13 protein-coding genes are annotated in these 21,954 nt (G+C 57.1%); 5 read left to right on the forward strand and 8 right to left on the reverse strand.

Annotation, left to right across the window (positions count from 1 at the left end; all coding sequences use genetic code 11):
* Positions 1–19 precede the first annotated feature (19 nt).
* Positions 20–3,328 carry a SusC/RagA family TonB-linked outer membrane protein gene (locus J4864_RS09730; protein ID WP_211814729.1) on the reverse strand — a complete coding sequence of 1,103 codons (3,309 nt, stop codon included), beginning with the start codon at positions 3,326–3,328 and terminating at the stop codon, positions 20–22.
* Positions 3,329–3,731: 403 nt separating this feature from the next.
* A complete protein-coding gene (gene feoB / locus J4864_RS09735; RefSeq protein ID WP_211814730.1) occupies positions 3,732–6,212 on the reverse strand; it encodes a ferrous iron transport protein B in 2,481 nt (826 codons plus the stop codon).
* 845 nt (positions 6,213–7,057) lie between these two features.
* On the opposite strand from feoB, the gene J4864_RS09740 reads away from it, so the two are divergent.
* The gene (locus tag J4864_RS09740) at positions 7,058–8,317 is read left to right on the forward strand and encodes an ATP-binding protein (RefSeq protein ID WP_211814731.1); all 1,260 of its coding nucleotides are present in this window, start codon (positions 7,058–7,060) and stop codon (positions 8,315–8,317) included.
* Positions 8,314–8,604 (forward strand): HNH endonuclease, encoded by a 291-nt coding sequence (locus tag J4864_RS09745; protein ID WP_211814732.1) that lies wholly within the window; start codon positions 8,314–8,316, stop codon positions 8,602–8,604. Before J4864_RS09740 ends, J4864_RS09745 begins: the two co-directional genes overlap by 4 nt.
* A 377-nt stretch (positions 8,605–8,981) precedes the next feature.
* Here the strand turns inward: J4864_RS09745 and trxA are convergent, their stop codons facing one another.
* Both trxA and dnaE read right to left on the reverse strand, forming a co-directional pair.
* Positions 8,982–9,296: a thioredoxin gene (gene trxA / locus J4864_RS09750; RefSeq protein ID WP_211814733.1), complete on the reverse strand. Its 315-nt coding sequence runs from the start codon at positions 9,294–9,296 to the stop codon at positions 8,982–8,984.
* Between the two features lie 137 nt (positions 9,297–9,433).
* On the reverse strand, positions 9,434–13,153 hold the full coding sequence (gene dnaE / locus J4864_RS09755; protein WP_211814734.1) for a DNA polymerase III subunit alpha: 3,720 nt from the start codon (positions 13,151–13,153) through the stop codon (positions 9,434–9,436).
* 129 nt (positions 13,154–13,282) lie between these two features.
* Between dnaE and J4864_RS09760 the strand changes: the two genes are divergently transcribed.
* Genes J4864_RS09760 through J4864_RS09770 form a run of 3 tightly spaced genes read left to right on the forward strand, consistent with a single transcriptional unit; the run spans position 13,283 to position 14,997 of the window.
* Complete coding sequence (locus J4864_RS09760) at positions 13,283–13,981, forward strand: phosphatidylserine decarboxylase family protein (RefSeq protein ID WP_211814735.1); 699 nt, start codon at positions 13,283–13,285, stop codon at positions 13,979–13,981.
* Between the two features lie 21 nt (positions 13,982–14,002).
* Positions 14,003–14,707 (forward strand): CDP-alcohol phosphatidyltransferase family protein, encoded by a 705-nt coding sequence (locus J4864_RS09765; protein WP_211814736.1) that lies wholly within the window; start codon positions 14,003–14,005, stop codon positions 14,705–14,707.
* Between the two features lie 20 nt (positions 14,708–14,727).
* Positions 14,728–14,997: a DUF4834 domain-containing protein gene (locus J4864_RS09770; RefSeq protein WP_211814737.1), complete on the forward strand. Its 270-nt coding sequence runs from the start codon at positions 14,728–14,730 to the stop codon at positions 14,995–14,997.
* Between the two features lie 1,333 nt (positions 14,998–16,330).
* Here the strand turns inward: J4864_RS09770 and J4864_RS09775 are convergent.
* The 4 genes from J4864_RS09775 to J4864_RS09790 all read right to left on the reverse strand — a co-directional run bounded on the left by J4864_RS09775 (position 16,331) and on the right by J4864_RS09790 (position 21,660).
* Entirely contained in the window at positions 16,331–16,498 is a 168-nt protein-coding gene (locus J4864_RS09775; RefSeq protein ID WP_007367116.1) for a 4Fe-4S ferredoxin, read from the reverse strand.
* Positions 16,499–16,741: 243 nt separating this feature from the next.
* The gene (locus J4864_RS09780; protein ID WP_211814738.1) at positions 16,742–17,383 is read right to left on the reverse strand and encodes an ABC transporter permease; all 642 of its coding nucleotides are present in this window, start codon (positions 17,381–17,383) and stop codon (positions 16,742–16,744) included.
* Positions 17,373–18,098: a DUF5932 domain-containing protein gene (locus tag J4864_RS09785; protein WP_007367119.1), complete on the reverse strand. Its 726-nt coding sequence runs from the start codon at positions 18,096–18,098 to the stop codon at positions 17,373–17,375. The genes J4864_RS09780 and J4864_RS09785 overlap by 11 nt, the downstream gene beginning before the upstream one ends.
* Complete coding sequence (locus J4864_RS09790; protein WP_211814739.1) at positions 18,085–21,660, reverse strand: sensor histidine kinase; 3,576 nt, start codon at positions 21,658–21,660, stop codon at positions 18,085–18,087. The genes J4864_RS09785 and J4864_RS09790 overlap by 14 nt, the downstream gene beginning before the upstream one ends.
* Positions 21,661–21,954 lie beyond the last annotated feature (294 nt).

Below are 21,954 nucleotides of genomic sequence, written 5' to 3' on the forward strand. Positions count from 1 at the left end.
CTTATTGTTTTTGTATGTATCAGATTCCAAGCCGCAGCGTCAGGGTGAACTGGCGGGGTACAGGCAGGGCCACGCCTCCTGAATTGAAGAACTCCGGATCCTGTCCGTTGAGTTTCTTGTCAGAGTAGATCAGGAAGAGGTTGGTCGCCTGCAGCTTCAGGCTCATCGAGCTGAGTGCGATGTGCCGGATCAGCTGTGCGGGGAAGTCATACGCCAGGGAAATCTCCTTCATGCGGATGAAGTCGCCCTTGGCGATGCGCTCTGTAGAGTAGTTGTATGCGTTGTAGGCACGGTGCAGATAGCCGTCCTGCTGGATGGAGCGTAGGTCGGCGATGGCGGGGATGGTGGTGTGGGCCTCGTCGCCGGTCTTTGTCCATCGGTTGCGGAACTCCTTGGGCATGGCGGACATATCCGAGTAGCTCGTGCTGAAGAAGGGGTCGAGGCGCACTTTGTTGCCGAAGGCGTAGGTGGTGAAGATGCTCAGGTGCCAGCCCTTGTAGGAGAAGGTGTTGCCGAAGGAGCCGGTGACGGTCGGGTCGGTAGGGCCTTCGTACTTCAGGTGGTCGAGGTCGTAGCTCTGGAAGTCTACGCCGCTGGTGGTGAGTTCACCGTCCTGGTTGATGACCTGCGGTATGCCGTGCTTGTTGAGTCCCTTGAACTCCCAGGAGAAGAGGGCGCGGTAGGGATAGCCCACCATGGTGAATCCCGACCCGCTGACCATCGACATGATGCGCGAGCGGCTGTCGAGGTCGGTGACGCGTGTCTTCACGTGGGAGAAGATGAAGTCGGTTGTCCACTGGAAGTTCTTTGTCAGGATGTTCTTGCTCGAGATGGAAAGCTCCTCTCCGTGCGACTTCATGCTGGCCACGTTGGCATATTCGGTGATCGTACCCTTCGTGCCGTTCGTCGTGCGCGGCCCGATGAGGTCGTAGTTGTTGCGGGTGTACCAGTCGAAGACGACGTTCAGGCGGTTGTTGAGGAAGCCGAGGTCCATGCCGATGTTGAACTCGTGCTTCTTCTCGTAGGTCAGGTCGGGATTGGCGAAGCGGGAGATGTAGAGTCCCGTCTCCTTGTCGACGGCGAAGGGCCGCCAGATGTTCGAGCTTCGGATGATGACCTGCGAGTTGGTGACGGCCGGCTTGTCGCCCGTCAGCGAGTAGGAAGCGCGCAGCGTGGCGTGGGTCATGGCGTTCTTGAAGGTCTTCTGGAACCACGGCTCTTCATGTGCGTTCCACACGCCGGATATGTTCCACGTAGGCAGCCATCGTGCCGTGCGCGCCTTTCCGAGGCGGTTGCTGCCCTCGTAGCGTGTGGTGAAGTTGGCGGCATAGCGTCCTTTCCAGGAGTAGTTGGCCGTCCCGAAGAAGGAGACATCGCGGTTGTACGAGTTGTAGAGGTCGTAGTACAGGTTGTTGTCCTCGATGGCATGCTTGAAGTAATGGTAATCGTAATTGGGGAGATAGCCCATGCCGTACTGCATGCCCACACCCTCGAAGTAGCTCTGCGTGCGGACGGTGTTGTTGATTTCCATACCGCCGTAGAAGTTGACGATGTGCCGCTCGTTGAAGACGTCGTTGTAACTTGCCGTCGCACGGAAGTCCCAGCTGTTCATGCGGTACTTCGTCTCGTCGTAGAATCCACCCTTCGGCAGCACCGAGAACTTCAGCGAGTTGGGCTGGTCGGGGTCGAGGTAGAGCCAGGGGTTGGCGTTGCGGATGGTGGCATCGTCCATGGCACGGTAGGCCATCGCCATGTTGGAGCCCTCACGGATCTGTGTGGCCTGCGAGGTGATGGAGTACTTGTAGGCCCCCAGCACGGACAGCTGCACTTTGCTGATGGGCTTGTACTTCAGTTCCGCCTGCATCTTGAGGTCGAGGACATCGAAGTCGATGAAGTTGTTCGCCAGCTCGTGGTGGATGTTGAACGGTGCGTAGTTGCGCACGTAGAACGTGTTGGGATCCAGGGCCCGCGAGGAGTTGATGGCGTAGGAATAGGGGTTGATGTCGAAGTTGCGGTTCACTGCCCCCGACACGACATCCACGTCCTGGTTGACCGATCCCGGTGCCCGCTGCTTGCGGTAGGCGGTGTTGCCGATGAGGTTCAGCGTCACCTTCTTGCTGATGTTGTAGTTGGCGTTGATGGAGTAGGTCAGACGGCGTACCTTGCTCTGCTCGGCCCATCCGGGGTCATCCATGAAGGAGAAGGAGGTGTAGTACTGCGCCTTGTCCGTACCCGACGACATGGAGATGGAGTGGTTCATCGAGATGGAATTGCTGAACAGCTCCTTGAACCAGTTGGTGTTGCGCATTTCCGCCTCCCGGAGGTAGGCGTTGATGGCGTCGTCGTTGTGGGCGATGCCGAAGCGGCCGTTGGTGGTGTCGTAGGTGTTGAGGAGGTTGTACATCTTCCCGTAGACACCGCTGGTGGATGCACGCAGCGTACGCGAGAAGGAGAACAGTCCGTCTGCGGCCATCTCCTTGTAGATGCCCATCTGCTCCTGGGAGTTCATGATGTTGAACTGCGAGTAGCTCGGGCGGAGCCGCATGGTGTATTCTCCGGTGTAGCTGATGCGGTTGCTGCCGGCCTTGCCCTTCTTCGTCGTGACGACGATCACACCACCCATGGCACGTGCTCCATAGATGGAAGTTGCCGAACCGTCTTTCAAAATCTGGAAACTCTCGATGTCGTCAGCATTCAGTCCTGCAATGGCTGACGAAATCAGCGTGGCAGCATCACCCGAGGAGAGGTTGTCGGCATCGACTTCGGTGACGTCTTCCATGATGACTCCGTCGACCACCCACAGCGGCTTCGACGAACCGTAGATGGACGTGGCGCCGCGCACACGGATCTTCGGTGCCGTTCCGAACGTACCCGAGACGTTCTGGACGCTCACGCCGGCGGCGCGGCCTTCGAGCGACCGGCTCACGTCGGCCATGCCGTCGAGCTTCGCCTTCGAGGCGTCGATCTTCGTGGCGGCACCCGAGAAGAGGCGTTTGTCCTGCTGGGTCATACCCGTCACGACGACCTCCGTGAGCTGGTGGTTGTCGTTGGTGAGGCCCACCTTCATGCCGTCCTTGGGCGTGAGGGTCTGCGTGACCATGCCGATGTAACTGACTACGACTTTCTTTCCTGCAGGCACGTCCAGCGTGAACTTTCCGTCGATGTCGGTGACGGTTCCCGCCGTGGTACCCTGTACCATGACGGATGCGCCGATGATGGGTTCGCCATCGTCCTGAGAAAATACAGTACCATTGATCTTTGTCTGACCGAACGCCGTGCCGATTGACAGGACGAGCCCAAACAAAAAGAGCGCAAATCTTTTCTCCATAGATTTTTTAAAATTAACTGATTTGTTTACTAAGGCATTGTTTTCAAGGCATCTTCCTCCTCCTTTCCTGGAGGCGCACAGGGCGGACGGCATGATGCGGCGGCAGATGCGGGTATCATGGGGGTGCGGCAGCACCTCGTCGATATTCCGGCATTGAAGCGTGATTGTTTAGGTTTCTTTATGCTTTGTTACTGCCGTTGGGTGCAAATGTAGCGAATATTTATAAAAGAACCAAGAAAAAAACGAAAAAATGTTGTGGGGGTAGGAGAGGGGGAGGCGGTGATAGGCGGCAATAAGCGAGGGTAGGCGGTGGTAAGCGGTGATAGGCGGTGGTAAGCGGGGATAAGCCTTATCCCACCTTACCCGCCGCATCCCCTCCTTCGGAGGGGCTTGGGGAGATTCCTCACATCATCCACATTCCCACCTGGAACACGGCGGCACTGACCACCCAGGCCAGCACGGTGGTGTAGCCGGCGGCGAAGAGCGCCCACCGCCAGCTGCCGGTCTCGCCCTTGATGGCGGCGATGGTGGCGATGCAGGGGAAATAGAGCAGTACGAAGAGGAGGAAGCAGAACGCCGTCAGCGTGGCGACCGGTTCTGCCTCACGGTAGCTGATGCCGTGCAGCTTGGCGACATCCTGCGTGATGAGGCGGTGCAGCTTGGTGTATTTGCCCGTCTCGTCGCTGTAGCTGTTGTCGTCGGAGAAGCTGTCGTCATCGGAATAGAGCACGCCCATCGTCGAGGCCACGATTTCCTTCGCCCCCACGCCGGCCAGCAGTCCCACATCCAGCTTCCAGTTGAATCCCTGCGGCCGGAACAGCGGCTCTACCGTCTTGCCCAGCCGTCCGATGTAGCTCTGTTCCTGCCGTGCCTGCCGGTCCATGTGCGGGTCGTCGGGCAGGGGGAAGTAGCCCAGTGCCCATACGATGATAGATGCCACGAGGATGATGCCTCCCATCTTCTTGAGGTACTGCTTGCCTTTCTCCCAGGTGTGCCGTCCGATGGCCTTCCACGTCGGGAAGCGGTAAGGCGGCAGCTCCATCACGAACGGCGTGTCCTCGCCCTTGACGACGAAGACCGAGAAGAGACGGCTCATGACGACCGCCATCACGATACCTATTATATATAAGGAGAGCATGGCGAGCGACCGGTACTTCATGGCGAAGAACGAGCCGGTGATCATGACGTAGATCGGCAGGCGCGCCGAACAGCTCATCAGCGGCAGGATGAGCATCGTCACCAGGCGGCTGCGCCGGCTCTCGATGGTGCGTGTCGCCATCACCGCCGGCACGTTGCAGCCGAAGCCCATGATGAGCGGTATGAACGATTTTCCGTGCAGTCCCATCTTGTGCATCAGGCGGTCCATGATGAAGGCGGCGCGCGACATGTAGCCGCTGTCCTCCATGTAGGAGATGAAGAAGTAGAGAATCAGGATCTGCGGCAGGAAGACGATGACCGCTCCCACGCCGCTGATGACGCCGTCTACGAGCATGTCCTTCACCGGTCCGTCGGGCATGTGGGTGGCGATGAAGCCGCCCAGCCGGCTGACGGCGGCGTCGATCCAGTCCATCGGGTACTGCCCGATGACGAACGTGGCGGTGAACATCACCAGCAGGATCAGGAAGAAGATGGGGAAGCCGAGGTACTTGTTCGTGAGCACCTTGTCGATGAGGTGTGTCGTCTGGTACGTGTCCTTCTTGTCGCCCGTGGAGAAGCCCGCCTCTTCCAGCGCGCCGTGGATGAAGCCGTACTTGGCATCCATGATGGCCGTCTCGCTGTCGCTGCCCGTCTCCTCCTTCACGCGTGCGGCGGCGGTGTCGCGGTGCCGGAAGATCTCGGCCGAGTCGCCCAGCGGTGCGATGAGCTGCTCCACGTCCTTGTCGTGCTCGAGGAGCTTGATGGCGAGGTAGCGGGTGGAATACCGCTGGCGCAGCTCGGGGTATTTCTTCAGGTGCTCCTGCATCTCCCCGATGCCGTTCTCTATCTCGTGTCCGTGGTTGATGTGGATGTGGCGGAAGCAGGGCGACTCGTCCTCCTTCCCCTCGTAGACGGCGATGACCTGCCTGAAAAGCTCCTTCACGCCGCGTCCGCTGGTGAACACCGTCGGCACCATCGGCGCGCCGAACAGCTCGGAGAGCTTCCGCACGTCGATGTTGTCGCCGCGCTGTTCGGTCTCGTCGAACATATTGAGTGCGCAGACCATGCGGACGTGCATGTCGATGAGCTGCGTGGTGAGGTAGAGGTTGCGCTCCAGGTTGGACGAATCGATGACGTTGATGACGATGTCCGGCGTCTTGTCTACGAGCTGCTTGCGCACGTAGAGTTCCTCCGGGCTGTAGGCCGAGAGGCTGTACGTGCCGGGGAGGTCGACGAGGTTGAACTGATAGCCGTCGTATGCGGCGTGGCCCACCTTCGCGTCGACCGTCACGCCCGAGTAGTTGCCCACCCGCTCGTGTGCCCCGGAGGCGAAGTTGAAGAGCGATGTCTTGCCGCAGTTCGGGTTGCCCACGAGTGCCACGCTGATGGTACGGCTCTTGCGGTCGGCGGCATCCGACAGCTCGGCGGGGGTCAGCTCCTTGTCGCTGCCGTCTCCGGGGTCGGCAGGCAGGGCGGCGTTGCGGGCCGTACGGACCTCTGCTTTCTCCAGCCTGCGGGCCTCCTCCTCCGAGAGCACTTCGATCTGGTCGGCCTCGCTGTGGCGCAGACTGACTTCATAGCCCATGATCTTGTATTTCACGGGGTCGCGCAGGGGGGCGTTGAGCAGCACCTCGACGGCCTTGCCCTTGATGAACCCCATCTCGATGATGCGTTTCCGGAATCCGCCGTGTCCCGATACCTTCACGATGACGCCGGTCTCGCCGGTCTTTAATTCTGATAGTTTCATAAGCTCCTGATTCTGTGATCCGGCCTGCAGCGTCCCTCATCCGGAAGAATGGTTCCGCCGCCGTCTCCTCCTTTGCTTCTTGCCGCTGCTCCGGCCTTGCGGCCGCCGCATGCGGCGGTGTCTGTCCGTCCGCCGTCCTGCTCCTGTCCGCTGCGCAGGGCTTCGTCCGGCTTGACAGGCAAAGGTAATGAAAAAAATCAGAACGGCCATTCCCGACAGGCTAAATACCTAATAATGGGGATGCCGGTTGCGGCCGGTCGTGTGCCTGCGGGCAGACTGCGTTTCAGACCGTGTGCGGAAGCCTGCCGGCCGTCCTGGCCGCTTCGTTCCCTTCTCTTTTGTATCAGTCTGTCTCACAGTAGGTTGCAGACCGCAATCGAACAGGTGCTTACTTGCACTGCAACTAACGCCTGATTGAGCCCTAAGTAAGCCTTGGTTGCAATGCAGTTGACGGCCGTTTACATCGTGAGTGGTTATCCGCAACAGGACATTCTATGCAGGCATGAAAATTTGATCACGAAAGATGCCGGAAGAAGGAAAAGAATCCTATAAAAGCACAGACGTTCTCTAAGAGAGGCTATCTTTCTTCTTTCCTCTAAAGAATAAAGCATTTTCTTTATCCCGCTGGCTTATAATTCACGGTTTTTATGTAAATCTGTCCCCGGTTATGGCAACAGTCGAACGATATATAACAGAAAACAACAAGCGGATATCGCATGTATCCTGTTTTATCGTTTAATGCGTATTTACGCAGAAAAAACGAATAAAGGCTTGACGTTGTGAGAAAATAGCTCTATCTTTGCAGTCGTAGAGGATGCGTCTTTACGCACAAAAAACGAATAGGGATGAGGATAGAACGACCGACATATCTGCAAAGGTTAATTGACCGACGACACAATGGAATGATAAAGATCATTACTGGATTGCGTCGGAGTGGCAAATCGTATCTCCTCTTTACACTTTTCTGCCAGTATCTCAAAGAACAAGGGATAGATGACACCCAAATCATCAAGTTGGATTTGGAGAACATTTATAATGAGCGTTATCGAAACCCTTTACCCTTGTTGGATTACATTAGCCAAAGGGTAACAGATACGCGGGAATACTTTATACTCATAGACGAGATACAATTGCTTGACCGTTTTGAGGAGGTGCTGAATACACTGTTAAAAAATCCGCAATTAGATGTGTATGTCACGGGCAGTAATGCACGCTTCCTTTCAAAAGATGTAGTGACGACCTTTCGTGGTAGAGGTGATGAGGTGAGGATTCATCCTTTGAGCTTTAATGAATATATGTCCGTAAAGCCCGACGCTCCTTTCTTGGAAACGCACCTCAATGAATACATGCTTTTGGGAGGATTGCCCCAAACGGTCACGATGCCCACGGAGCAACAGAAGAAGGACTATCTGCAGCAGCTTTTCTCCAACACCTACCTTATCGACATCAAAGAAAGGTATGGCATACGAAACGATGATGATCTGGAAGAGCTCATTGATGTCATTGCAAGCAGCATCGGAAGCCTTACCAACCCGCAGAAAATAGCGAGCACCTTCCGTTCTGCAAAGCGGAGCACCATCACCAGAGACACCGTCAAGGCTTATCTGGACTATATGCAGGACGCTTTCCTGATGGAGCGTGCCGTTCGCTACGACATCAAGGGTCGTAAGTACATTGATACTCCGGCAAAATACTATTTTGAGGACTTGGGATTACGCAATGTCCGATTGAATTTCCGCCAGACAGAGCACACACACTTGATGGAGAATCTTATATACAATGAGTTGCGGATGCGTGGCTATTCGGTGGATGTAGGGCAGGTTACCCAAAATACGAAAAACGCAGATGGAATAAGTCAACGCAAGCAGCTTGAAGTGGACTTCGTATGCAACAGGGGACAGGACAGAATCTACATCCAGTCGGCTTATGCTTTGCCGTCTGAAGAAAAAACGGAACAAGAACTGCGATCGCTCAAACAGATTAAAGACAGTTTTCAGAAAGTTGTCATCGTAGGAGGCGCGCAGCCCACTTTCCGCAATGATGACGGTATACTCATCCTGAACATTTTTGATTTTCTGCTGAATCGGAGTGGACGGAATCTGTGACCATCAGACGAGGGCGTGAGGGACAGCAGAAATACCGTGAGAAGCTGCTGGAGCAATGCCCTTATTGTCCATTTACCATGGTGGCAGACGATCGTCTGCTCATAGCGAGCCATATAAAGCCTTGGGCAGTTGCAGATGAAAAGGAACGTGTTGACCCCTGTAATGGCTATATGCTTACACCTACTTACGACCGCCTTTTTGATCAAGGCTTCATCACGTTTACTGAGGACAGACATGTACATGTGTCTGATTTCCTGTCCAACAGGACTTGTAAGCAATTAGGATAGGAAGATGATAAGTTTATTCAGATGCGTCCCATGGACAAGAAGCGTATAAAGTATCTTGAGTTTCACAGGCAATCTGTGTTTAAAGATTAATCTTAAACTCTCTCTCGGCAATATATGGATAGAGAGAACGTTGAGAAGCCGTTGCGTAACAGGTTTGGGACGATGGTCAGAAAGTATGCCTGGCTTCGTGTCAAATTTGAGTTCAGCGAGATCGAAGGTGTATATATGGTATCTTTTTCACCTGTGGACTGTTTCGGAAGAACCAGGTGGAATCCCCCGGGAGACCTTCCGCCACATGGAGAAAACAGGGAAGCCCTGCCGGGCAATCACCGGAATGATTGTCTGACAGGGCTTCCGCTTATCCGCAATGCCGCGGCTTACAGCAATGCCTTGAACTTCTCGTCCAGCACATCCTTCGGAGCCGCGCCGACGAACTTGTCGACCAGCTTGCCTCCCTTGAAGAAGAGGATGGTCGGGATGTTGCGCACGCCGAAGTCGATGGCGACGTCATCGTTCTCCTCGATGTCGCACTTGCCGACGACGATCCTGCCGTCATAAGCTTCTGCCAGTTCTGAAATGACAGGACCCAGCATCTTGCAGGGGCCGCACCAGGGTGCCCACAAATCAACTACCAACGGCAGATCGCCGTTCTTGTAAGTCTCCAGATTCTCGGATGTGATCTTTACTTCCATGTTTGTCTTCTTTTTATGATTCTGTTTATTATCGTGATGATTCTTCTTTCTTGTCTTCAATCAAAGACCGTGCCACTTTCTTTCCTCCGGCAGCCTCTTCTCACGCTGCGCCTTGCCGGCTCCAGACCGGCCTCCCGTCAGTTGATGTGGAACTCCATCTTCTGATTGGCGTCGATGAAGTCGACCAGCTTGCGGTCTACGTTCACCCCGCCGCCGCGGCTCTTCAGCACGACCGTCGTGTTGTCGGGCGTGCGGAGCTGGATGAAGAGCTGCGTGCTGCCCTTGTGCTGCTCCACGACGGTCGACAGCTCCGATACCAGCGCGTCGTCCATGGCGGCCGCGTCCATGGAGACGGTAAAGCGTTTCAGCCGGTGTGCCTTCACGTCGTAAAGCTGTTCGATGCTCTGCACCTTCAGTTCGAGTACCGACGGATTGTTGCGGTAACGGGGCTGGCATCTTGCCGTGAAGTAGACGGTGTAGTTCACCTTCAGGAGGTTGTTCCACCGTGCCCAGTCGTCGCCGAAGAGCGCCAGTTCGCCCGAGCCGTTGAAGTCCTCGATGGTTACGAACCCGAACGGCTTTCCGGTCTTCTGCGAGAACCGTTCGTTGACTGCTGTCACGATGCCGCCGAACGTCACCTCGTCCAACGCCGAGAGGGCGGCGAGGTCGGCATCGCGCCCTATCTGCGGGCATCGGGTGTTGCACATGTTGTTCAGTATGACGCTGTATTCGTCGAGCGGGTGGGCCGACAGGTAGATGCCCACCAGCTCGCGTTCCTTGTTCAGTTTCTCTATGGCGGGCCAGTTCTCGGTCTTCGGTGCGACAGGGTGCATTACCTCTACGGCATCCATGCCGCCGAAGAGGGAGTTCTGCTGCTCTGCCTTCTCCGCCTGGTAGAGCTGCCCGTAGCGGACGATGGTGTCAAGGAACAGGCTTCCTTTCCCCGTCTCGGCAAAGTACTGTTCACGCAGCAGGCCGAAGCTGTCGAAGCCGCCGCTGTAGGCCAGGCTCTCGAAGGCCTTCCGGTTCACGTTGCTGAGGTCGACGCGCTCGGCGAAGTCGTAGATGTCCTTGTAGGGGCCGTTCGCCTCCCGTTCCCGGACGATGCTCTCGGCGGCGCTGGCTCCCATCCCTTTGATGGCGGCCAGTCCGAAGCGGATCTCGCCCTTGCCGTTCACGCCGAATCCCGTCCGGCTCTCGTTGACATCCGGCCCGAGCGTGGCGATCTTCATCGCCTTGCACTCCTCCATCAGCTTCGTGATCTCTGTGATCTGGCTGAAACGGCGCGTCATCAGCGCGGCCATGTATTCGGCGGGATAATGCGCCTTCAGGTAAGCCGTCTGGTAGGCCACCCAGGAATAGCAGGTGGCGTGCGACTTGTTGAAGGCGTAGCTGGCGAACTTCTCCCAGTCGCTCCATATCTTCTCCAGGATCTGCGGGTCGTGTCCGTTCTCCTGTCCCTGCCGTATGAACTTCGGCTTCATCTGGTCTACGATGGCCTTCTTCTTCTTTCCCATCGCCTTGCGGAGCGCATCGCTCTCGCCGCGCGTGAAGTTGGCCAGCTGGCGGCTGAGGAGCATCACCTGCTCCTGGTAGACGGTGATTCCGTAGGTGTCCTTGAGGTACTTCTCCATGCAGGGGATGTCGTACTTCACCAGAGAAGGGTCGTGCTTGCGCTTGATGAAGTCGGGGATGTAGTCCATCGGCCCCGGCCGGTAGAGGGCGTTCATGGCGATGAGGTCCTCGAAGACCGTCGGGTGCAGCTCCCGGAGGTACTTCTGCATGCCGGCCGACTCGAACTGGAAGGTGCCGACGGTCTGTCCGCGCTGATAGAGCCGGTAGGTCAGCTCGTCGTCGATCGGGATGTTGTCGAGGTCGACCACGTCGCCCGTCGTCTGCCTGATGACCTTGCAGGCCTCCTTCAGCTCGGAGAGGGTCTTCAGCCCGAGGAAGTCCATTTTGATGAGCCCGGTCGATTCGATCACGTGTCCGTCGTACTGTGTCACAGGCACTTTCTGCTCCGGGAAGTCGGGGTCGGAGGCCGTCGACACCGGTACCCAGTCGTCGATGGGGTTGCGGCAGATGATGAATCCGCAGGCGTGGATGCCCGTGCCGCGCACCGTACCCTCCAGCATCTTGGCGTACTTGATGGTGTTCCGTTCCCTGGCGTCTTCGCTGACCTCGGCATCCTGCAGTCTGGGCGTGCACCTGATGGCGTTCGTCAGGTTCATCTTCATGCCGTCGGGCAGTCGGTCGGGAATCGCCTTGCAGAGGCCGTTCGCCACGTCCAGCGGCAGCCTCTCCACCCGGGCGACATCCTTGATGGAGTTCTTCGTCGCCATGGTGGAGTAGGTGATGATGTGCGCGCAGTTCTCGTGTCCGTACTTGTCCATGACCCACTGCAGCACCTTCCCGCGTCCGTCATCGTCGAAGTCGGTGTCGATATCCGGGAGGTTGACACGGTCGGGATTGAGGAAACGCTCGAACAGGAGGTCGTATTTCAGCGGGTCGATCTTCGTGATGCCCAGACAGTACGCCACCACGGATCCGGCGGCCGACCCGCGCCCCGGCCCCACCATGACCCCCAGCTTCTCGCGGGCGGCATTGATGAAGTCCTGCACGATGAGGAAGTAACCGGGGAAACCCATGGTCTTCATCACGTGCAGCTCGAAGCGGATATGGTTCTTCACCTCGTCTGACAGCGGGTCGCCGTACAGTTTCTTCGCTCCGTCGTACGCCAGCTTCGCCAGATAGTCGGCCTCGAACTTGATGCGGTAGATCTTCTCGTAGCCGCCCAGCCGGGCGATGACCTTCTGCCCCTCCTCGGGCGGAAGCGGATGTTCGCCGTTCTCGTCGGTCGTGAACTCCCGGTACAGGTCGTCCTCGGAGAACTTCTCCCGCCACTCTCCCTCCGTCCCGAAGTCTTCGGGGATGGGGAAGAACGGCATGATCGGGCCGTGGTCGATGCTGTAGATCTCCACCTTGTCGAGTATCTCCAGCGTGTTCGTCAGTGCCTCGGGGATGTCGGAGAAGACCTCGTTCATCTCCTGGCGGGTCTTGAACCACTCCTGCTTGGAGTAGCGCATCCGCTTCGGGTCGTCCAGATCCTCGTTCGTCGAGATGCACAGGAGGTGGTCGTGTGCCTCGGCGGTCTCCTTGTCTTCAAAGTGGCAGTCGTTGGTGCAGATGACCTTGATGCCGTACTCCCTGGCGAAGCGCAGCAGCACCCTGTTGGCCTTCTGCTGCAGCGGGTAGGCCTCGCGGTTGGCCGCCAGCGCCGGGTCCTTCACCTCGTGCCGCTGCAGCTCCAGGTAGAAGTCGTCGCCGAAGACGCGGTGGTACCATTCGCAGGCCTCCCTCGCCCCCTCTATGTCGTCGTGGATGATCTTGCTGGGTATCTCGCCGGCGATGCAGGCCGAGCAGACGATCAGGTCCTCGTGGTACTTCTCGAGCTGTTCCCGGTCGGTGCGGGGCTTGTAATAGTAGCCGTCCACCCATGCCTTCGACACGAGCTTGATGAGGTTCTTGTAACCATGGTAGTTCTTCGCCAGCACGATGAGGTGATAGCCCGAGTTGTCGTGCATGCCCTTGTCCTTGTCGCGCATCGTGCGGCGGGCGACGTACATCTCGCAGCCGAAGACCGGCTTGAAAGGCGCTTCGCCCTTCTCCTTCCTGCCTTTGTTGACCTTGGCGCAGTAGTCCGAGAACTCCTTGATGCCGAACATCACGCCGTGGTCTGTGATGGCCATGCCTTTCATCCCGTCGGCTACGGCCTTGTCGACCAGCCTTGTCACCTTCGACTGTCCGTCCAGGATGGAGTAGTTCGTGTGGACGTGCAGATGTACGTAATCTTCCATTGAGTTATGCGTTTTGAGGCGTAAAGTTACGATGAAATACCGACATGGCAAAAGAATGAGAGTGAAAATTTGTGCAAATGACAAAAAAGGAGTACCTTTGCAACAAATCAAAAACGTCGTCCAACGACCATGGGAAAAATAAAAAAGAAACTCAAAAAGATAAGAATCCATCGGGAAGGCACAAATACATTGCTTTACGGAGCAATCTGTCTTGCCCTCATTGCGCTGGTTCTCTGGTTTGCAGTTCCGTCAAAGATACCCTTCTGCATTTTTGCAGTTCTATCCGGTACCGTCTATGGCATTGTGCTCAACTTCTACCGCTGTCCTATCCGCTACTTCAACAGCGAGGAGACGGAGGGCGTCGTCGTCGCACCGGCCGACGGGCACATCGTCGTCATCGAGGAGGTGGACGAGAACGAATATTTCCACGAACGCCGGCTGATGGTCTCTATCTTCATGAGTCTCTGGAATGTCCACGCCAACTGGTTCCCCGTAGACGGCGTGGTGAAGTCGGTGAAGCATTTTGACGGCAACTACCACAAGGCGTGGCTCCCCAAGGCAAGCGAAGAGAACGAGCACGCCGACACCATCATCACCACCCCTGACGGGACCGACATCCTCTGCCGCCAGATTGCCGGGGCGGTGGCGCGCCGCATCGTGACCTACGCCAAGGAGGGCGAAGACTGCTACATCGACGAGCATCTGGGCTTCATCAAGCTGGGCAGCCGGGTAGACCTCTTCCTCCCGGTTGACTCGGAGGTCTGTGTGAAGATGGGGCAGGCGACGACGGGCGACCAGACGGTCATCGCCAGGATGAAGACCCGATAAACAACATAAAAGAAGGAAAAGATGAAAAAGCACATTCCCAATTTTGTCACCTGCTGCAACCTCTTCTCCGGCTGCGTCGCCACCGCCTTTGCCTTTGCAGGCGATGCGAAGCTGGCCCTGCTGTGCATCATCATCGGAGCGGTGTTCGACTTCTTCGACGGCATGACGGCACGGCTCCTCCGGGTCTCTTCTCCCATCGGAAAGGAACTGGACTCGCTGGCCGACGACATCACCTTCGGGCTGGCTCCGTCGACCATCCTCTTCTCGCAGCTGCAGGTCATGGCCTATCCTCAGTTCCTGGAGCCGCTGCGCCCCTGTCTGCCTTTCGTGGCTTTCGTCATGGCGGCATTCTCGGCGCTCCGCCTCGCCAAGTTCAATCTTGACGAGCGTCAGGCACTGGGCTTCATCGGGCTGCCGACTCCTGCCAACGCCCTCTTCTGGGGCTCGCTCATCGTGGGGCTCGGCGACAGACTGGAGGTCTGTCCCTGGGCGGTCGTCCTCGTCCTTGCCGGGATCTTCGTCAGCTCCTGGCTGCTGGTTGCCGAAATCCCGATGTTCGCATTGAAGTTCAAGCACTGGGGATGGAAGGGCAACGAGGTGAAATACATCTTCCTTGCCACGTGCGTGCCCCTGCTGGTCGTCTTCGGCATCTCCTCGTTCGCCATCATCATCGCATGGTATGTAATCCTGTCGGCTATCGTAAAACCTTCCTCCGTCCAGCAATAGAGGATACAACCTGAAAGGACATGACGTTTATTGCTTTCCTGCTGAAGTTCGCTTTTTTCATCTTCATCGCCTTTCTGGCGATCCTCGTCTGGATCGCCTTCTCCTTTTACAGGCAATTGACCAGGGTGCGCCGGCAGTTTGATCCCTTCGCGCAGCAGCAGGGAAGGAAAGAGGACGCTGGAAGCACCGTCATCGACAAGCGGACGGCGGAGCAGCGGAACAGGAAGGTCATCCCCGACGGCGAGGGCGAGTATGTCGACTTTACGGAGGTCGATGATCCCGGACGCTGAAACGGCGGAGGATTATTAAAAACAAGGCAATGGTCCTCACGGAGGCACCGTCTGTGCGTGGAGCAACGGAAAGTATCTGAGAGTTTTATCAGCGTATTTGCTGGTGAGGATCGTGAATGGCGTTTATCCCGAAAATAAAGGAAATCCGTGCATTGCCTCTCTGTCGTTCTTTTGTGTCGTCGGCACCGCCGTGATGTTTTTCCTCTGTTTTCTTCGCTTCTCTGTATGCCTTATTATGTGTTCTTCCGTTCAATGCGTGGATGCTTTTCGTATTGCTTTAACGGAAGAACCAAAGTTATTCATTAAACAAAGACATTGTCAAGCCTGCAACCGTCTGTTCTGTTATCATCCTCCGATACAAAAGCCTTTTCGTTTTCATACGTTGAAAAGACAGATAAGGTTTTGAAAAGTCATTACATGATTCCAGATAAATCATCTGTAAATATGGAAGACACGTACAAAAAGCAGGTCTGCAACCGGCAGTAAATCAATTAGTTGTCAATCCGTTCAGAAAAGGTGCTTGATTGGACTTCAAAAGGGCGTTGGTAACACGCTAAAAGAGCACCTGTTGGAAGTCAATCAGGCACCTTTTAGAAGCCAGAAGAGCATGTCTCAGCTTGGGCTGCATGAAAACATTTTACAAACACCGATAATATGGAAATAAGTTGTTTGTAGAAGACGGAAAGACATACTGATGGATAAACATCGTGTCTATTTACTTTTTCTGAATTTTATCCTGTAGTTTATCCTCCTTTGTAAGACCATCTGATTTTGTATAGTCATACCCTGTAAGTGTATAAGCCTTTATCCTGTTTCCAATCTATCCATTTAACGGAAGAACATTGTCATGCAGTGAGGTCTGTCCCGTGTATTGATGGCTTTGATGGAATATCACATAGAGACAAGGAGCTGTTGGAGAAGTAAAAAGGTAAAAGAGTGAAAAGGTAAACATGGTTCTGTCTTTCTGCCGTCTTCCCCTCTGCTCTCCGCTTCTCCGTGCTCATTATGTAGCAGACTTACTTTATCACTCCATATTTCGGGAGAACCCTTTTTGATGGATGCAATATAGTGGACAAATCTCAAACCTCAAATCTCAAACCTCAAATCTCAAACCTCAAATCTCAAACCTCATTATGTAGCAGGCTTACTTTATCACTCCCTGTTTCGGGAAAACCTTTTTTATAGAAGATACCTTGAGATCCGGCAGACAGAAACAGGGGCGGAATCTGTCTGCCTGGAAGCGGGATTCTCCGCCTGCCCTCCGCCCGTCGACACAAAAAAAGGCGGGTCTCACGACTCGCCCTGTGAATTTAATCAGTAACAGGTCTGCACCTTATGGGAGGCTGATCGCCTCGTTGGGGCAGACAGATGCGCAAGTGCCACACTCTGTGCACGCGTCTGCATCAATCTTGTAGATGTCGCCCTCGGAGATGGCTCCTACCGGACATTCATCGATACATGTACCGCAAGCGATACAGTCATTACCAATTACGTAAGCCATAATGTTCTTGTTTTATGATGTGAATAATGTTTTTGTATTACAAACAGGCTTGATACCTAACTTTGATGGTGCAAAGATAGAAAGAATTTCCGTAATACCTAAATATTGTGAGCGGAATTGTAAATATTTAGACGGCATAAAAATAGAAAATCCCGGCTCTGCTGCCCCTCCCTTTCCTTTGTTTCGGGTGTTCCCGGCAGGGGCCGTCCGCCGGAGAACCGCCCGTGTGCGTCCGCTCTTCTCTCACCTCACAAGCACATACAGCAGCGACATGTACAGCTGGATACCGATGACGTAGGCCGGAACCAGATGGGCGGCGACCAGAAGGCCGCTCACCAGAACACGGTGCATGGCGGCTACGCTGTCTACCGTGCCGCTCGCCACGCCGTACGACAGCGACATGATGACAAGGACGGACGACAGCGAGGGGATGAGGCTGGAGGAGAAGGCGCTGGGGAAGAGATGTCCCGTCACGCTCAGGAGGATGGCATGGGGAACGGCCGTGAGCAGCAGCATGATGACGGCATAGACCAGCAGCTCCAGCAGCGCCAGGCGCAGTCCCACCCGCTCCCGGTAGTGGAGGGCCGTGCGCCCGCCGTCCGCCGTCTTCCCGTGTGCCAGCTCCTTCATCCGTGTGCGGAAGGCCGCATAGAGGCGGCTGCTGACGCACGCCCCCGCCGCCATCGCCGCCATGATCAGTGCCACCAGCAGCGGCGACAGCTGGTTGTCGGAGAAGCATCCGAAGAACCAGCGGATGCCCTCGCTGCTGAGCAGGGAGCGGATGGGCAGCTCGGGGAAAGCGGCCGTCAGCACCCACGAGAGCAGGATCAGTGCCAGCTGGGCGGTGAGCAGCACGAGGACGAGCCAGCCTAACTTACTCTTCATCCGCATGGAGGTTGTCGATGTCGATGATGCGCAGCTCCAGCGCCCGTACGACGAGGCGGGTCGCATTGACGCTCATGCCGTTGTTGCCGTCGGGGAAGAGTTTCTGCACGAGTTCGTTCTGCCGTTTCTCCAGGCTCTTCACCCCGAAGGGCATCCCGCGCAGGTTGGTGATCTGCTCCTTGGTGTAGCCGAGGGCAAGATGGCGGAGGAAGCGCTCGTCGTACTCGTCGATCTCGTAGCCTACCATCGCCTCCTGGTGCATGAGCATGCTGCTGACGCTCTGCTTGAACCGGCCCACGATCTTCTCGAGGATGGGCTGGTTGAACACCATGCGCTTGCCCGACATGACGCTGGCCACGTCGCCCCGCGTCAGGAGCTCGCCGCTCTTGAGGCAGATGCCGTCGGCGCCGGCGTCGAGCACGTCGACCCACAGTTTCTCGTTCAGTATCTCGCCCGTGAAGATGAGCACCTTCACGTTGGGATAGGTCTGCTTGGTCTGCCGGCAGATTTCCACGCCGACCGTCGTCGAACCGCCCAGGCCGAGGTCGAGCAGCACGAGGTCGGGCAGCTGCCGCTTGATGAGTTTCCAGTAGGCCGGTTCGCTCTCGGCCGTCCCGATGATCTCGGCTTCCGGGATTTCGTTTCTGAAGATGCCTTCCGTCCCTTTCAGTTCCAGAGGGACATCCTCGACGATGATGACTCTAAAATTCTCCATACGTATCTTTCGTTTTTGTTTCTTGACTGGATTGCGAGAGGACGACCTTCACGCTCGTGCCGTCGGGCGTGGCCGTCGCCGATATGCCGCATCCCCGCCGGTTGGTCGCCTCGCCGTTGTCGCGGACGATCTGGCGGCAGATGAATGACATCAGATGGTCGGCGGAGGGCTGGAACAGCTGCCGGCACGCCTCGCCCGACAGGTGGAGTGCGGACATCAGGACGTGCAGGGTGACATAGCCCGGCTGCCCCTCCCCGGCGCTGACCGTGAGGGGGCGGCTGTGGTTGCTCTGGTACAGGATCTCGAAGAGGTAGGCGATGAGGACCGGGTCGCCGCTGACGGGCGGCACCGCAGGGACGGGAGCCGTCAGCTTCGCCGTGCTTACGACTGCGGCGAGGTTCAGGGGACGTGCGATGAGCTTCACACCTTCGACCTGGCGCATCGCCTGCTGGCTCAGGATCAGGTAGAGTTCCTTGTAGTAGACGGCCAGTTCGTCGATGCTGTCGAGCTGGTTTCCCGGCTGGTCCACGAGCTGCCGGATGCGCGAGGGATAGTACATCGTCTCGTGCTTGAGCGTCGACAGGCAGTTGTCGAGAATGCTGTTGCTGATGTGCAGGCGTTCGTTCTCGTATTCCGTACACCGCACCTCGTCCTCCAGCATCTCTATGTCGGCCTGGCTCTTCTGGTCCTCCTCGACCGATGCGAGGAGGGCGTCTCTGATCTGCGTGACGATGGCCAGCAGGCGCGGCGGAAACCGGTCGCTCGCCGCGCGTTCCACCTCCCGGAGCTTCTCCTGCACGTCCATGTCGCTGAGGAGAATGGTGTTGATGCTCTTCACCCGTTCCAGGCAGAACTGATAGGACAGTCGGCGGCGGTAGTACATCACGTAGTAGACCGGGAAGATGGACAACAGGAAGAGGATGAGCAGGGCGACGGCCACGTTCTTGTTCGTCTCCGACTTCATCATCATCCGGCAGTACTCGCCCAGCGACCTGTCGGCGTAGCGCTCCTTGAAAAGGTGGGTATAGACGGAGTTGTTGTACCGGTAGAGGTCCCACTCGTGCAGGGCCAGTGCCGCCACCGCGCTCTCGTTGCGGATGTCGAGGATGACGGCGTAGTCCATCGGTATGCCTTCCTGTATCCACCTGATCTCCGCCGGGACATTGGGGAGGCTGCCTGTGCGCAGCATCAGGTCCTTCCCCTTGGGGCGCAGGCGGCGGTAGAGCTGGTTGATGTAGTACCGGCAGGTATCGGCATAGGCGAGGGTCTGGCTATAGGAGCCGTTGATGTTGGAGAAGTAAGCCGAATCGGCATAGATGCCGGCAAGGGTGCTGTAGTCGTGGCGCGCCAGCGCCGCCGCCTTGTCGATGGCTCTGACGGGACGGGCGGAGGCGGCCGTCAGGCCGCAGACGGCGGACAGGAGGAGCACCGCCATGCGGCTGATGCCCTTCGGCAGGCGGAAGAAGAAGCGGCTCCCTCGGCCTTCCCGGCTCTCTACGCCGATCCGGCAGACGGAAAAGATCTGGCTGATCTTGCGGTATTTGTTGATGATGCCGTTGCAGTTCATCAGTCCGAAGCCGTGCGACGTGCAGTCGCTCTGGTCGCGGATGGGCTTGTAGTCGAAGATGTGTGCCTGCTGTGTCTCGCTGAGTCCGCAGCCGGTATCGGCGACGGAGATTTCCACATAGCCCTCTTCCTCGGCCGCACGGATGGTCACCCGGCCCCCTCGTCCGGTGAACTTGCGGGCATTGTCGGCGAGGGTGTTGACCATGAAGAGTGTCAGCACACGGTCGGCCTTGACGACGGCGCCGGTGTCTTCTACCCGGAGGTCTATGCCTTTCATCTGGAAACCCATGCGCCCTTTCTTCACGATGTCGAACACCTGCTGTACGGGGAAGCTCTCGATGTGCAGTGACAGGCGTCCCTGCCGGAGCTGTATCCACTGGGTGAGGACCGTGTTCAGTTCGTTGATCTTGTCGGTCAGTTCGCAGATATAGGTGTAGCGTTCCGCTTTCAGCGTTTCGCTCTCACCGCCTTTCTTCAGCCTTCCGATCTCGTGGAGCATCCGGTCGATGAGGGGGATGACGCTGTTGACAAGCGACACCTTCGCCCGCTGCTCGAGGTTCTTGCGCCGGTTGTCGACGAGGTGGAGCCGGCAGAGGTCGAGCTGTTCGGCGATTTCGCCGTACTTTTCCGTCATCGCCGCCCTGTGCTGCCCGTTCTGTCTGCGCCACTGTTCGAGCGGGAGCAGGAGGTCGTCCAGCGAACTGCGCCGGTCGCTGCGCCGCCGGAGATAGTGGAAGAGGACAAGCAGGGCGAGGACGATGAGGATGGACAGTCCTACGGCGGCGATGATGAGGTTGAGCTGCTGGGAGGTGCGGTCCAGCTGCTCGGCGCGCGACGCAAGGTAACGGTCCTGGCGGGTCTCGTCCTGCAGGTCGAGGTAGATGTTGCGGTTGTAGTCGCTCTGCTGCTTGTTGTTGATGGCGGAGTACGTCACGCTGAGCTGCTCGCGGATGGAGGCGACGAGGTCGGGGGCCTGGCGGATGGCGGGGTTGTCGTTCAGTGCCTTCTGCAGGCAGATGATGGCGGAGCGGTAGTCCTTGATCTGCCAGTAGCAGGAGGCCAGCGTACGGTAGGAGCCGGCGGTCTGGTAGACGTCGCCGTACTTCCGGAAGATGTTGAGCGACCGCTGCACCAGGTTGCCTGCCAGCAGGCTGTCGGGCATGTTGTCGAGGTTGAGGAACTGGAACGACGGCAGGTTGTCGCGCATCAGCGTCCTGCGGCTGCGGTCGTTGACGAGGTGCTCGCTGAGTGCCTGCAGCGAGTTGGCCTCCCAGTAAGGATAGCCGTGCTGGCGGGCGAGCATGTAGCAGCGCATGAGGTAGTCGAACTCGCGCTGGCTGACGGCTTCCTGTGTCCCGGTGGTGAAGATGCCGCCTGCGCCGATGTTGTAGTAGTAGTCCAGCAGCTGCGCCATGTCGGTCTGTATCTCGCCGTCGGGATTGATCTGCCGGATGGCCTTGACGGAAGGCTGTTCCAGTCCCACATAATAATAATAGGTGGAGGTGACGATGGCGAACTCTGTCCGCGCATACACCATGCGGCGCCGCTGGCGGGTGGAGAGCAGGCTCTCGTCCTCCTCGATGCGGTGGAGCCGCTTCTGTGCCTTCTCGTAGTAGTCGTAGAACTCCTTGTTGAGCGACTCGCGCTGGCAGAGACGCATGAGCTGGATGTCCGCCACCAGAAGCTCCACCTGGTTGTCGGTGATCTGGAGTACGGAGTCGAGCTTGGCAAAGGCTTCCGTGAAGCGCATCTTCATCAGGTCGGCGAACGCCAGGTTGTTCAGGGCCTCTGCCCGTCCGGCATCGTACCGCTTCGCCAGCCTGTACGCCCGCCGGGCATACAGGTCGACCGAGTCGAGGCTGCGGTAATGGAAGGCGTAGGCCTTGTCGTTGCAGGCATCCACCTCCTGCTGGTGGGGGATGCTGCATGCCGTCAGCAGCAGGCACAGGCCTGCCGCCCATCCTGCTGCCGTTCTGTATAGCCTTCTTTTCTTCATCTGTCTTGTTTCGCCTTGCTGGCTTTCTTCTGTGAAATCGAAGGCAAATATACAAAACTTTTCCCAAACGGCGGACAGCCGGCGGGAGAATCTTCCTGTGCCCGCCCTCTACGGCTCTGTGGACTGGTACAGGTCTGTGTCTGGCCGGAATCCTTAGGGGCAGGTGGATAATGATGTCGCACAGGATTTCACGGCATCGCTGAATCCTCGCGGGCAGGAGGATGCGGGATGTGTCCTGGACTTTGTCGCACCGCCGGTCAGACATGAACATCGTGAACATCCCGTGAATATCCG

This window comes from Prevotella multiformis (assembly GCF_018127985.1).
Lineage (GTDB): Bacteria > Bacteroidota > Bacteroidia > Bacteroidales > Bacteroidaceae > Prevotella > Prevotella multiformis.